This window comes from Tabrizicola flagellatus (assembly GCF_008271465.1).
Lineage (GTDB): Bacteria > Pseudomonadota > Alphaproteobacteria > Rhodobacterales > Rhodobacteraceae > Tabrizicola > Tabrizicola flagellata.
Window position 1 is genome coordinate 15010 of sequence record NZ_VMDU01000015.1, and the last position, 12684, is coordinate 27693.

Annotated in this window: 11 protein-coding genes; 6 read left to right on the forward strand and 5 right to left on the reverse strand. The window is 70.9% G+C overall.

Features of this window, described 5'->3' with window-relative positions:
- Positions 1-12: 12 nt before the first annotated feature.
- From FL625_RS15210 to FL625_RS15220, 3 genes are read left to right on the forward strand one after another with little or no spacing between them, the layout of a single operon-like run.
- Positions 13-672 (forward strand): TetR/AcrR family transcriptional regulator, encoded by a 660-nt coding sequence (locus tag FL625_RS15210; RefSeq protein WP_149589530.1) that lies wholly within the window; start codon positions 13-15, stop codon positions 670-672.
- Positions 669-1856, forward strand: a complete 1188-nt coding sequence (locus tag FL625_RS15215; protein WP_149589531.1) for a pyridoxal phosphate-dependent aminotransferase — start codon at positions 669-671, stop codon at positions 1854-1856. Before FL625_RS15210 ends, FL625_RS15215 begins: the two co-directional genes overlap by 4 nt.
- The gene (locus tag FL625_RS15220; RefSeq protein ID WP_149589532.1) at positions 1853-3433 is read left to right on the forward strand and encodes a 5-guanidino-2-oxopentanoate decarboxylase; all 1581 of its coding nucleotides are present in this window, start codon (positions 1853-1855) and stop codon (positions 3431-3433) included. Before FL625_RS15215 ends, FL625_RS15220 begins: the two co-directional genes overlap by 4 nt.
- Here FL625_RS15220 and FL625_RS15225 read toward each other — a convergent pair.
- On the reverse strand, positions 3421-4566 hold the full coding sequence (locus tag FL625_RS15225; RefSeq protein WP_149589533.1) for an MFS transporter: 1146 nt from the start codon (positions 4564-4566) through the stop codon (positions 3421-3423). The two genes, FL625_RS15220 and FL625_RS15225, sit on opposite strands and share 13 nt — an antisense overlap.
- Before the next feature lie 204 nt (positions 4567-4770).
- Here FL625_RS15225 and FL625_RS15230 point away from each other — a divergent pair, with 204 nt between their 5' ends.
- Entirely contained in the window at positions 4771-5376 is a 606-nt protein-coding gene (locus tag FL625_RS15230) for a 50S ribosomal protein L25/general stress protein Ctc (RefSeq protein ID WP_149589534.1), read from the forward strand.
- A gap of 111 nt (positions 5377-5487) precedes the next feature.
- Here the strand turns inward: FL625_RS15230 and FL625_RS15235 are convergent, their stop codons facing one another.
- Positions 5488-6153, reverse strand: coding sequence for an FkbM family methyltransferase (locus tag FL625_RS15235; protein ID WP_160147795.1), 666 nt, complete (start codon positions 6151-6153; stop codon positions 5488-5490).
- 72 nt (positions 6154-6225) lie between these two features.
- On the opposite strand from FL625_RS15235, the gene pth reads away from it, so the two are divergent.
- A complete protein-coding gene (gene pth / locus FL625_RS15240; RefSeq protein WP_149589536.1) occupies positions 6226-6891 on the forward strand; it encodes an aminoacyl-tRNA hydrolase in 666 nt (221 codons plus the stop codon).
- 140 nt (positions 6892-7031) lie between these two features.
- Here pth and FL625_RS15245 read toward each other — a convergent pair whose 3' ends face one another.
- Together FL625_RS15245 and FL625_RS15250 are read right to left on the reverse strand one after the other, a co-directional pair.
- The gene (locus tag FL625_RS15245; protein WP_149589575.1) at positions 7032-7982 is read right to left on the reverse strand and encodes a YcjF family protein; all 951 of its coding nucleotides are present in this window, start codon (positions 7980-7982) and stop codon (positions 7032-7034) included.
- A 29-nt stretch (positions 7983-8011) separates the two neighbouring features.
- Positions 8012-9427 carry a YcjX family GTP-binding protein gene (locus FL625_RS15250; RefSeq protein ID WP_235019442.1) on the reverse strand — a complete coding sequence of 472 codons (1416 nt, stop codon included), beginning with the start codon at positions 9425-9427 and terminating at the stop codon, positions 8012-8014.
- A gap of 201 nt (positions 9428-9628) precedes the next feature.
- Between FL625_RS15250 and truA the strand changes: the two genes are divergently transcribed.
- Entirely contained in the window at positions 9629-10402 is a 774-nt protein-coding gene (gene truA / locus FL625_RS15255; protein WP_149589537.1) for a tRNA pseudouridine(38-40) synthase TruA, read from the forward strand.
- A gap of 54 nt (positions 10403-10456) precedes the next feature.
- Here the strand turns inward: truA and FL625_RS15260 are convergent, their stop codons facing one another.
- Complete coding sequence (locus FL625_RS15260) at positions 10457-12517, reverse strand: 3'-5' exonuclease (protein WP_149589538.1); 2061 nt, start codon at positions 12515-12517, stop codon at positions 10457-10459.
- Positions 12518-12684 lie beyond the last annotated feature (167 nt).

A 12684-nucleotide genomic window follows, 5' to 3' on the forward strand; every position in this document is an offset into this window, starting at 1 on the left:
ACTGGTGACCCGATGCAACCCTCCCGCCGCCTCTACCGCCGCGAAAGCGAAGAGAACCGCCGTTCGGCGCTGATCGCGGCGACGCAGGAACTGGTGGCCGAAGGCGGGCCCGAGGCGGCGACCGTGCGCGCCATTGCCGAACGCGCCGGGGTCACGCCCGGGCTGATCCGGCACTACTTCCAGTCTAAGGACGAGCTGAACCGCGCCGCCTATCGCAGCCTGATGGACGGGATGACCGCCAAGGGCTCGGACGCGATCGAAGGCGTCGGCGCCGCGCCGGAGGAACGGCTGGTCGCCTTCATCGCCGCCTCGCTGCGCCCGCCGGTGCTGGATGCCGGGGCGGTGGTTCTCTGGGCCGGCTACATGCACAAGGTGCGCAGCGACCCCGAACTGATGGCGGTGCACGAGGCCGCCTACCTCGCCTACCGCGACACGTTGCAGAAGCTGATCGAACAGCTCCCGCGCGAGACGCGGCCGGGCCAGACCCGGCGCGAGGCCATCGCCTGCAACGCGCTGATCGACGGGCTCTGGGTCGAAGGCTCGCTTCTCTCCGCCACCTTCGCCCCGGGCGAGGTCATCAGCATCGGCCTGCAGTCGGCCGGCGCCATCCTTGGGGTTGACCTGATGGCGCATACCTCCAGACTGCCGGAATTCGACAGGATATCATCATGAAATACGCATCCGTCACCGACCGACTGGCGGGGCTCGCCGGGGCCAAATGGGCGCTGCACGCCCGCGCCCGGGCGATGAAGGCCGCGGGCGAGGACATCATCGAGCTGACGATCGGCGAGCCCGACGTGCCGACCCCCGCCCGCTTCATCGAGGCCGCCAGCCGCTCGATGGCCGCGGGCCGCACCGGCTATTCCAACGGGAGGGGCGAGCCGGGCGTGGTCGCGGCGCTGGCCGCGCGCTATTCCGCCCGGCGCGGGCGCGAGATCACCCGCGACCAGGTCATGTGCCTGCCCGGCACGCAGACCGTGCTTTACGCCGTCCTGCGCGCAATGGCCGAGGCCGGCGACGAGGTGCTGATCGGCGACCCGATGTATGCCACTTACGAGGGCCTGATCGCCCAGACCGGCGCCTCCGCCGTGCCGGTGCCCCTGCGCCCCGAACATGGCTTCCGCATGCAGGTGGCCGATGTCGCCGCCCGGATCACCCCGCGCTCGCGCGTGTTGTTCCTGAACACCCCGCACAACCCGACCGGCGCCGTGCTGCGCTCGGACGACCTGCGCGCCCTGGGCGCGCTGGCACAGGCGCATGACCTCTGGATCCTCTCGGACGAGGTCTACGAGGACATGGTCTTCCCGAACGTCCCCTTCGCCTCGCCGCTGGACCTGCCCGAACTGGCGGAAAGGACGGTCGTCGCCTCGTCGATCTCCAAGTCGCACGCCGCGCCCGGTTTCCGGTCCGGCTGGTGCGTCGGCCCGGCCGAGTTCTGCGCCCGCCTGCTGCCGCTTTCAGAAACCATGCTTTTCGGGTCGCAGCCCTTCATAGCGGACCTCACCGAACTTGCAGTTTCCGAACCTTCGCCGGTGGCGGCGGGGATGGTGGAGCGTTTCTCGCGCCGCGCCGCCCTGCTGGCGCGGGTGCTCGACGGCGTCGGCGGACTGCGCGTGCACCGTCCCGAGGCGGGCATGTTCGCCCTGGTCGATGTGCGGGCGACGGGGCTCACGGGCGAGGCTTTCGCCCAGGGCCTGCTCGACCGCCACAAGGTCGCGGTGATGCCCGGCGAAAGCTTCGGCGCCGGGCTTCAGGGCTGGCTGCGCCTGTCGCTGACCCAGCCCGACGAACGCACGGCCGAGGCCGCCAACCGCATCGCCGCCCATGCGGCCAGCATCCTGGGGAACGCAGCATGACCACCGTCGGCATCCGTCTGGTCGAGGGCCTGATCGCCCGCGGCATCGACACCGTGTTCGGGATCCCCGGCGTCCACACCATCGAGCTTTACCGTGGCCTCGCCGCCGCCGGCGACAGGATCCGCCATGTCACGCCCCGCCACGAACAGGGCGCGGGCTTCATGGCCGACGGCTATGCCCGCGTCGCGGGAAAGCCGGCGGCGGCCTTCGTCATCACCGGGCCGGGCCTGACCAACATCCTGACCGCCATGGCCCAGGCCAGGGCCGATTCCGTGCCGATGCTGGTCGTCTCGGGCCTCGGCCGCAGCGACACGCTGGGCAAGGGGCTGGGACGGCTGCACGAACTGCCCGACCAGGGGGCAATGATCGCGCCCTTCTGCCATACCGAGACGGTGACCGATCCGAAGAAGCTGGGCGAGGTGCTGGACCGCGCCTTCGCCGCGATGACGGCCGGGCGTCCCGGCCCCGCGCATATCCAGATCTCGACCAACATGATGGGCCAGCCCTGCCCGGAACTGCCGCCGCCCGTGGTCTCGGGCAGCGCGGTGCCCCTGCCGCTCGGCCGGCTCCGCAGCCTCGCCACCACGCTGAACGAGGCCGAGCGGGTGGTGATCCTCGCCGGCGGTGGCACCCGCGGGGCCGAGCAGCACCTGGTCCGTCTCGCGGAATCGATCGACGCGCCCGTGGTGCAGACGGTGAACGCGAGGGGCGCGATGTTCGGCCACCGGCTCTCGGTGCCGGCCTCGCCCAGCCTGTCCTCGGTCAGGAAACTCATCGCCGAGGCCGACCAGATCCTCGCCATCGGCACCGAACTCGGGCCGACCGACTACGACATGTATGTCAACGGCCGGGTGCCGAACCTGTCGGGCATGATCCGCATCGACATCTGCGCCGAGCAGCTGGCCCGCCACCCGGCAAGGTTTCCGGTCAAGGCCGATGCCGGGGCGCTCATGGCGGCGCTGATGCCGATGACGATCCGGGCGAACCGCGAAGGCTCCGAGCGCGCCGCCGCCGTGCGCGAGGCGGCGCGGGCCGAGCTTGCCACGCTGAACCCGATGATGCCCGCCCAGCTGGAAATGGTCGAGGCGATCCGCGACGCCATGCCCGAGGCGATCATCGTCGGCGACAGCACCCAGCCGGTCTATGCCGCGAACCTCTTCTACGACCACGACCGCCCCGGCGGCTGGTTCAACGCCGCCACCGGCTACGGCGCGCTGGGTTACGCCCCCGGCGCCGCCGTCGGCGCCGCCATCGCCGCGCCGGGCGTGCCGGTCGTCTGCCTGATCGGCGACGGCGGGTTGCAGTTCTCGCCGGGCGAAGTCCGCACCGCGCTGGACGAGAACCTGCCGATCACCTTCGTGGTCTGGAACAACGCCGGCTTCCGCGAGATCGCCGACGCGATGCGCCAGGCCAAGGTGCCGGTCCTCGGCTGCGACCCTTCGCCTCTGGACATGGAGCATTTCGCCATGGCCTGCGACCTGCCCTTTGCCCGGGTGGCGCAGGATCCGTCCGAACTGGCCGAGATCCTCGACACGCCGCAGGACGGCCCGCGGTTTCTCGAGGTTCAGGCCCTCTGACGCGCAAGAAGCGGCGCCAGCAGGAACACCATTCCGACAAGGCAGGCCGCCCAGACGAAGGCAAAGCGCAGCCCGAAGGTCCCCGCGATCAGGCCCAGCAACGGCGGGCCGACGAAATAGCCGAAATATCCCAGTTGCGTCGCGCGGGCGATGGCGCGGGCGCGGGCTTCGGGCGCGCTGAACTGGCCGACCAGCGAAAAGGCCGTGGGGGCCAGGACCGAAGCGCCGATCCCCATGACGAAGAAGCCGAGGTAGGCCACCGCCGGACCGCCGGCCGCCGCGACGACCAGCGCCCCCGCCGCCGCGATCACCGCGCCCGCCCGCAGGATGGTGAAGGGATCGACCCTTCCGGCGATCCACTGCCCGCCCAGCCGCGCGAAACCCATGGTCAGCGCCAGCAGCGCAGGCCCCAGCGCCCCCTCCTCGGGGCTGCCGCCCAGCGATTTCTCGATATGCAGGGCCGACCAGTTCTCGGCCGCGTTCTCGGTCATGAAGGCGATCAGCACGATGCCGCCGCCGATCACGGGCACCAGGCCCAGCGGCACCGCGCTGCCGTCCCTCGGCTTGCGCAACCCCTCGATGCGGCCGTTGCGCTCCAGCGTCAGGGCCGCGCAGGCAAGGCCCACCGCCGCCATGGTGCCCATCACCGCCCCCGGCCCCCAGCCCGCGCCGCGCAGCAGGCCGGTCACGACCGCGCCCCCGGCATAGCCGAAGGAATAGGCGGCATGGGTCAGGTTCATCAGGTGCAACCCGCGCGCCGTCTCCATCGCCGCGACGCGGGCGTTCATCAGCACGTCGGTCAGCCCGGTCGCGGCGCCGGCGCAGGCCATGGCGATCGGGAACATCCAGACGACCGAGGCCTGACCGGGCAGCGCGAAGGCACAGGCCATCAGCGCCACCGACAGCGGCAGCGCGGCCCGGCCCAGCGCCGCGCCGAAGGCAGGCGCCGCCAGCATGGCGCTGATCGCGGCGATCGGGGTCAGGAAGATCAACAGGCCCAGCTGTGCCTCGTCCACGCCCAGCATGGCCTTCAGGTCCGGCAGCACCGCCGCGAAGGTGCCCCAGAGCACGCCCATCGCCGCAAAGGCCGCGATCGCGGGGCGGGCATAAAGGACAACGGGGACAGAGATCATCGGACGGGGCCTTTGGCGCAGCGAACCCGACAGCTATCCCGCCCGCCCGGTTCCATCGCTTCCGCCCGCGACGCCCGGGCAGGCTGAAAACGACACCGGGGGATGGCAACTTCCCGCTTTCCTTCGCCCCGATTCGTCGCTATAGCCCCCCGGTCGCGCCATGCACCCTTGGAGGATGGCGGACCTAACACTGGAGAAGAACCTATGGCACGCAAGATCATCGATCTGAACGCCGAGGTACGGACGGGGACAGGCAAGGGGGCCGCCCGTCAAGCCCGCCGCGAGGGCTACGTACCTGGCATCGTCTACGGCGACGGGGTCGATCCCCTGCCGATCAAGATGAAATACAACTACCTCCTGACCAAGCTGCGGCAGGGCCGGTTCCTGCAGACGCTCTTCAACCTCAAGGTCGATGGTCAGCCCGACGTGCATGTCGTCTGCCGCGGCGTGCAGCGCGACGTGGTCAAGGACCTGCCGACGCATGTCGATTTCATGCGCATCCACGATGACAGCCGGATCGAGCTGTTCATCCACGTCGAATTCGTCAACCACGAAGCCTCGCCGGGCCTCAAGCGCGGCGGCACGCTGACCGTGGTCCGCCCGGAAGTGGAACTGGAAGTCACCGCAGGCGACATCCCCGACCACATCACCGTGGACCTGACCGGCAAGAAAATCGGCGACGTGATCCACATCAACGACGTGGAGCTGCCGGCCGGCGTCAAGCCGACCATCGCCCGGAACTTCGTGATCGCGAACATCGCGGCGCCCTCGGGCCTCGTCTCGGAAGAGAACGCCGAAGCCTCGGCCTGATCGGAATCGCATCGCGGCCAGAGCGGGGGCCCCTGGGCCCCCGTTTGCTTTCGGACCCCTCCTCGTTCGACTGCGTCTCCTCGTCGGCAGGCGGCCGCCGTGCCTCCGGGCTTACCGCCGAAGAAAGACAAGGGTGTCCTTCTTCGCCCCTTCCGCCGGCGCGAACCCCTGGGCCGTCAGGGCCTCGGCGATCCGCTGCACGCCCTCGGGCCCGTAGACCTGGGGATGCGTCTCCACCACCACCAGCCGCACCCCCGGCAGGGGCCGGGTCAGCACCTCCAGCTCGCCCCCCTCGATGTCGCAGGAGATCACGGTCGGCGCGAACCTCGCCAGAAGCTTGCCGATGGGCCGCGCCGGGACCCGGATCACCTTGGCGTTCTCGGGCCAGCCCTCCGGGCCCCGCAGCGCCGATGCCCAGAAGGCAGGGCGCTGGCCGAACTCCACCTCGCCCTCGCCCGCGGCGACCACCGCGCCCCTCAGCACCTTCACGCCGGGAAAGCCGTTCGCCGCCAGGTTCCGCCGGGCCAGCTTCACCGTCTCCGGCCCGGCCTCGACGCCCGCAACCGCCGCCTCGCCCAGAACCCCCGCCCCGAGCGCGCAGATGAACCCCAGCCCCGCGCCCAGGTCCAGCATCCGGTCCCCCGGCCTCAGGTGCAGAAGCAGCGCATCCGCCTCGTGGTTCTCGTAGCGGCCGCTGGACAGGGCCTGCGCGAGGTTCCCCTTCAGCGCCGTCTCGGGCAGGTAGAGCGTCAGTCCGCGAAGGGTAAAGCTGCGCATGGCGCCGCCCTGGTTGTCTCGATCCGCTGCCGCAGCTATATCGCAGCCGATGCGGGCAGCGGGAGGGCAAAGGTGAAACTCTGGGTCGGCCTTGGCAATCCCGGTGCGAAATATGCCGGCAACCGGCACAACATCGGCTTCATGGCCGTGGACCGCATCGCCGCCGACCATGGCTTTTCGCCCTGGCGCAAGGCCTTCCAGGGACTGGTGAGCGAAGGCCGTCTCGGGACCGAGAAGGTCGTGCTCCTGAAGCCCGAGACCTTCATGAATCTCTCGGGCCAGTCGGTGCAGGCCGCCGTCGCCTTCTGGAAACTGCCGCTGGCCGACCTGACCGTGTTCCATGACGAGCTGGACCTCGCCCCCGGAAAGCTGCGGCTGAAGCAGGGGGGCGGGCATGCCGGGCACAACGGGCTGCGCTCGATCCATGCGCATCTGGGCGACGACTACGCCCGGGTGCGGCTTGGCATTGGCCATCCCGGCCACAAGGATGCGGTGGCACCTTACGTCCTGCACGACTTCGCCAAGGCCGATGCCGGGTGGCTGGAGAACCTGCTGCGCGGGATCTCGGACGGGGCCGAGGCGCTGGCCATGGGCGACGGGCAGAAGTTCATGAATGCGGTCGCCCTGCGCACGGCGCCGCCCCGGTCCTCGACCACGCAGGACAAGCCCGCGCCGCCGCCCCAGCTTCCCGAGGATACCCGCAGCCCGATGCAACGGCTTCTGGACAGGTTCCGCTAGAACACTCCGGCCTTTCACCTGTCAGCAAATATCCTCCGGGGGGTCTTGGGGGTGGAAAACCCCCAGCATCCGAGGAGGAGGCGCAGCCCGACGACGAGACGAAAGGCTCGCGCGGCACGCGCTCGATTCGGAAACCGCCCCTACCCGCGCGGCACCAGCCCCGCCAGCGCACGGCTGACCAGCGACGACACCGCCGGCCGGTCCAGCGCGACGAAAGGCATCGGGCGGCACAACTCCATCGCCGCGACCCCCACCCGCGCCGTCAGCGCGCCGTTGACCACCCCCTCGCCGAACCGGCGCGACAGCTTCGACAGCACCCCGCCCCCGGCGACCGAGCCGATCATGTCATCGGTCAGCGCCAGGGCCCCCGCCGCCACCAGCGATCCGAACACCCGGCGCAGAAGCTTCAGGCTGCCGAAACTGCCCGACCGTCCCCCGTAGATCTCCGCGATCCGCCGGATCATCCGCAGGTTCGCCACTGCCGCCGTCGCCACATCGGCCAGCGCCAGGGGCACCAGCGCCGTCACCGTCGCCACCTGACGCGCCGCGCCCTCGATCACCAGCCGCGCCTCGGCGTCCAGGGGCGAGAGCAACTCCCGCTCGGCAAGCGCCAGCAAGGCATCGGCGTCCATCACCTCGCCCTCGCGATCCGCCAGTCGGGCACGCCCCCAGGCCGTATCCCCGCGCGCCGCGTAAAGCGAGACCAGCCCCGACACCACCTTTCGCGCCGCCTTGAGGTCGGCCGTGGCGCGCGCCGTCACGGCCCCCTCGCGCAGGCCGTCCAGCCGCCGCAGGCGCAGGAAGGCCCCCCATTCGCGCAAGGCAAGGACCAGACCGGCGAGGACCGCCGCCAAGACCAGTCCAAAGGCCACCCAACCCAGCACAACGTTGCGCGCCAGAAGCCCGGCCACGAAGTCCCAGGCCGCCACCGAAAGGGCAAGGGAAAACAGCGCCCCGAACGCCCAGAGCGCGAACCGCGTCACGGCCGAGCCCCGGCGCTGCGACAGGGCCGCCACGGCCTGCATGGCCTGCCCCTCGGCCAGGGCATCGGGCACCGGCGGCGCGGCACCGGGGTCGAGCGCCTCGTCCATCTCCTCCAGAAAGGGCTTCGGCGAGCGGCTCACAACTGGTCTCCGATCAGGAACTCGACGGCCCGGTCCAGCCGGATATGCGGCGGGCCTTCACCCGGTTTCAGGGTCAACCGCGCCGGGGCGAAGGTCATGAGGTGGTAATCCGCATCCAGCCACGCCTCCGCTCCCTCCCGCGCCGGCGACAAAAGGCGCGCGGGGTCGGACGGCAGCGCGCCAGGATACATCAGCGCGGGCCTGCCGGTGGATTGCAGCACGCCGCGCACCGCCGGGACCTCGACGCCGTCGCGCATCACCACTTCCTCGACCGTGGCCCGCAGACTGGCCAGCGACATCGCCTCGGTCCGTGCGCCGGAAAAATCGGCGCGGCTCTTCGCCTCGGCAAGAAGCGCCGCGGTGATCGCCGTCAGCGCCGGGTGCTGTTCGTGGTGCAGGTGGTCGGCCTTGGTCGCGGCAAAGAGGATGCGTTCCACCCGGCGACCGCCGAACAGGCCCGTCAGCCAGGTGTTCCGTCCCGGCCGGAAGGCCGACAGCACCTCGGCCATCACCCGCCGTAGATCCTCGACCGCCCGCGGGCCCTGGTGGATCGCGCCCAGCACGTCGGCCAGCACCACCTGCCGGTCGATCCTGGCGAAATGATCGCGGAAGAAGGGGCGGACGACGCGGGCCTTGTAGGCCTCATAGCGCCGCTCCATCTCGCGCCAGAGGCTGTTCCTGCCGGTCGTGGCAGGCTTCGGCAGCGGCGCGAAGGTCAGGACCGGCGAGCCCGCCAGGTCGCCCGGCAAGAGGAACCGCCCCGGCGTCACATCCACCCGGCCGAGGTCGCGGGCCTGGGTCAGGTAGGCGGTGAAGGTCTCGGCCAGGTGCCGCGCCCGCGCCTCGTCCAGCCGCAGCGCCCCGTCCTCGGCCCGGGCCAGCGCCAGCCAGGACGCGGCCTCGGGGCGCTTCTCCATCCGGGCGAGCGTGCCTTCCGACCAGGCCTCGTAGCTCTGGTCGAGGAGCGACAGGTCCAGCAGCCACTCGCCCGGGTAATCCACGATGTCGAGATGCAGCGTGCGCGGCCCCCGCCAGGACGACAGGAACCCGGCGGGCTGGACGCGGAACGACAGGCGAAGCTCCGAGATCGCGCGGGTCGAGGCGGGCCAGCGCGGGGCATCGCCGGTCAGCGCCGCAAGATGCGCCTCGTAGTCGAAGCGGGGCAGCGTCACATCGGGCTGGGGTTGCAGGTAGACGGCCTGGATCCGGCCCTCCGCCTGCGCCTTCAACTGCGGCATCCGGCCCCGGTTGAGGAGGTTCGCGACCAGGGCGGTGATGAAGACGGTCTTGCCCGCGCGGGAGAGACCCGTCACGCCGAGGCGGAGGGTGGTGTCGAACAGGGTCTCGGAGAGGCCCGCGCCCATGCCTTCGATGCCGCGGGTGATCCCGTCCGTCAGCCCGGAGAATGCCACGTCCGCGTCCCTTTCCTTCGCGAGGTGAAGATAGGGGTGCGGCGACGGGAATGGAAGGCGGGTGGGCAGAATTGCCCACCCTGTGCGGGCGCTGTCCACGGTGGAAAGATTTTCAAACCCCGCCTTTTCAATGCCTTGGCCGTGGACGTTAGGAATTTGGCAAGGATTGCACGCGAGGCTTCTTCCGGGGTAGCAAGGCCCATGCCCCGCCATGCGCTTCAGATCGAATACGACGGCACCCCCTTCGCGGGCTGGCAGCGGCAGGCGCAGGGGCTTCCTTCCGTGCAGGAGGCGGTCGAGCGCGCCCTGGGCCGGCTGGAACCCGGTCCCCACACCATTGCCGCCGCGGGGCGGACCGATGCCGGCGTCCATGCCACCGCGCAGGTGGCCCATGCCGACCTCGCGAAGGACTGGGACCCGTTCAAGCTCGCCTCGGCGCTGAACGCGCATCTGAGGCCAGATCCGGTGGCGGTCCTCGCCGTGGCCCGCGTCCCCGACGACTTTCACGCCCGCTTTTCCGCCACGGGGCGGCGCTATACCTTCCGCCTCGTCGCCCGCCGCGCGCCGGTGACGCATGACCGGGGCCGAGTCTGGCAGGTGCTGAAGCCGCTCGACCTTGAAGCGATGCGGGCGGGCGCCGCCGAACTGGTCGGGCAGCACGACTTCACCACCTTCCGCTCTACCCTCTGCCAGGCGAAAAGCCCGGTGAAGACGCTGGACCGGATCAACATCACCGAACACCCCTACCCCGGCGGGGTGGAATACCGCTTCGACCTCGCCGCGCGCAGCTTCCTGCACAACCAGGTCCGGTCGATCGTCGGCACGCTGGAGCGGGTGGGCGCCGGGGCCTGGACGCCAGCGGACGTGCGCAGGGCGCTGGAAGCCAAGGATCGCGCCGCCTGCGGGCCGGTCTGCCCGCCGCAGGGGCTCTATCTGGTGGGGGTCAGTTACCCGACCGACCCGTTCGCCGCCTGACCCGCACCCAACCCCAAGATTTTTCGCCGAAAAATCTTGGGTGCGCCGCCGGCGCTATTCGTTCAGGTCCTTCAGCAGCCGGCCATGCTTGCGCACCTCGGCCAGAACCGCGCCGAAGGTGTCCAGCCCCCGGCCCGCCAGCATCGGCATCAGCTTCAGGAAGGCATCCGCCGTCGCCAGCGTGTCGCCCAGCGCGGTGTGGCGGTCCTCCTCGGGGATGGTGATGCCCAGCCGGTGCGACAGCGCGTCGAGGCTGTGGACCTCGTGCTGGCCATAGACCACCGCCGACAGCAGCACCGTGTCCAGCACCGGCATGTCGAAGCGAAGCCCCAGCTTCCCCTCGACCCGGCGCAGGAACTCCATGTCGAAGGGCGCGTTGTGGGCGATCAGCACGGCGCCTTCCGCGAACTTGTGGAAGCGGGCCACCACGTCCTCCACCCCCGGCGCATCGGCCACCATCGCGTCGGTGATGCCGTGCACCTCGGTCGAGACGGCGGGGATCGGACGGCCGGGGTTCACCAGGGTGTCGAAGACCTCGCCCTCGACCCGACGGCCGTTCACGATCCGCACGGCGGCCAGTTGCACGATCTCGTCGCCCTGCCGGGGGTTCAGGCCCGTCGTCTCGCTGTCGAAGACGACATAGGTCAGCTTGTCCAGCCGCGCATCGGCCAGCCGGTCGGTGCGGGCGGGCGACAGCAGGTCGAAGTCATAGACCACCTTGCGCGCCACCGGTTTCGGACGCGCCACCGCACGGCGGGCCTGGCGGATCGGCAGGCAAAGGGCGGCGCGGCCGTCCGGCTGGACTTCAGGCCAGATCTCGGTCGCATGGGCGGCGAGGACACTGCGCGCGGGGCGGTCGCTGTCCTCGGACAAGGGCAGGGCCAGCCAGCGGTCCAGCTCGCCCACTCCGACGCGCGGGCCGGTCCAGGACAGGCGGATCGCGGCGCCGGTGTCCTCTTCCTCGATGGCCAGATGCAGCGCCGCGCGGTCGGTCAACTGCCGCGCGAGATGGTCCAGCAGCGTCAGCACCTCATAGCCGTTGCAGCGCAGGATCAGGTCGGCGGTCTCGGTCGTGACGGCGATCCCCTGCGCCTGAAGCCGCGCCGCAAGCCCCTGCGCCAGGTCGAAGGCGCGGGTCTGCGGCAGGGCGCCAGCTTCGGACAGGGCCTCGTCCCGCGCGGCGCCAAAGCGGGTGACGGCCTGGCTCAGCCGCGTGACCTCGTTCTTGAGCGCGGCTTGCATCGGCGCGGGCAGCGCGTCCTCGGGCATGACGCCGACCAGCGTGGCCAGCGCCGCCGCCGGCCGACGCAGGCTGTCGAGCGCGCCCTCCAGCATCACCTCGCGCCGCGCCTCGGCGGCCATTTCGCCGGTGATGTCGCGCAGCGTCAGGACATAGCCCTGCGCGCCGCCATCGCCCAGCAGCCGCATCCGCGCGGCCAGCACGCGGGCGCCGGTCGTGGTGGTGCACAGCAGGTCCGACACCGCGTCCGGATCGCCCGTCGCGGCCAGCCGTTCATGGGCAAGCTTCAGCGGTGCGGCATGCAGATAGTCGAAGAGCTTGCGGTCAAGCCCCGCCTCCAGCCCCCGATTGGTGCCCAGGATGTCGGCGGCAGGCCCGTTGTAGAACACGAGCGCATGATCGGCCGAACAGAGGATCACCCCCACCGGCACGTCCGACAACAGCGCCTCGAGCCGCGCCTTTTCCGACCCCAGCCGCAGGGTCTCGCGCGCCACCGCCTCGGCCAGGGCGCTGCGGGTCTCGGCCAGGCTTTGCGCCGCGGCCTGCGCGGCGGGAGCAAGATCGCCCAGATAACGGGCGATGGCCGCGTCCATCTCGGCGGTGACATCGGAATGGGCCCGGGCGCGCAGGACGCCGGCGAGGGTCTCGATGGGTTTGGCGACGTTCAGGTCGAAGAGATACCAGACCCCGGCGATCAGCCCCAGGGCGGCAAAGCCGGCCAGCACCCCGGCCTGGACGAAGCCTTGCAGCGCCGCAGGCTCGCCAAGGCGACTGTAGCCGAGCCACAGGCCAAGCACCGTCGCGGCGACGATGGCGGCGGCGAGACCGGCGAAGATCAGGAAGATGCGCAGCCGGAGCGAGAGGCGGGTCAGCATGTCCTGTCCCCCTCTCCCGGGCACCACGCCGGCAAGCAGGCGCCTCCCCTCCCCCGCGTGGGGAGGGGAGGGGGGTGGGGGGCTGCGGGGCCAGGCAGCGCGCCCACCCTCCCTCTTCCTCCCCCGCAAGCGGCGGTGGAAAGCGCCGCAAGGCTGAAGGTGGCGCC

Excerpts from the sequence above, each read along its gene's own strand:
- FL625_RS15230 (WP_149589534.1), top strand. The coding sequence starts at position 4,771 with ATGGCACGCAAGATCATCGATCTGAACGCCGAGGTACGGACGGGGACA.
- FL625_RS15215 (WP_149589531.1), top strand. The coding sequence starts at position 669 with ATGAAATACGCATCCGTCACCGACCGACTGGCGGGGCTCGCCGGGGCC.
- FL625_RS15235 (WP_160147795.1), bottom strand. The coding sequence starts at position 6,153 with ATGCGCAGCTTTACCCTTCGCGGACTGACGCTCTACCTGCCCGAGACG.
- FL625_RS15225 (WP_149589533.1), bottom strand. The coding sequence starts at position 4,566 with ATGATCTCTGTCCCCGTTGTCCTTTATGCCCGCCCCGCGATCGCGGCC.
- FL625_RS15220 (WP_149589532.1), top strand. The coding sequence starts at position 1,853 with ATGACCACCGTCGGCATCCGTCTGGTCGAGGGCCTGATCGCCCGCGGC.
- truA (WP_149589537.1), top strand. The coding sequence starts at position 9,629 with ATGCCCCGCCATGCGCTTCAGATCGAATACGACGGCACCCCCTTCGCG.
- FL625_RS15245 (WP_149589575.1), bottom strand. The coding sequence starts at position 7,982 with ATGGACGAGGCGCTCGACCCCGGTGCCGCGCCGCCGGTGCCCGATGCC.
- FL625_RS15260 (WP_149589538.1), bottom strand. The coding sequence starts at position 12,517 with ATGCTGACCCGCCTCTCGCTCCGGCTGCGCATCTTCCTGATCTTCGCC.
- FL625_RS15210 (WP_149589530.1), top strand. The coding sequence starts at position 13 with ATGCAACCCTCCCGCCGCCTCTACCGCCGCGAAAGCGAAGAGAACCGC.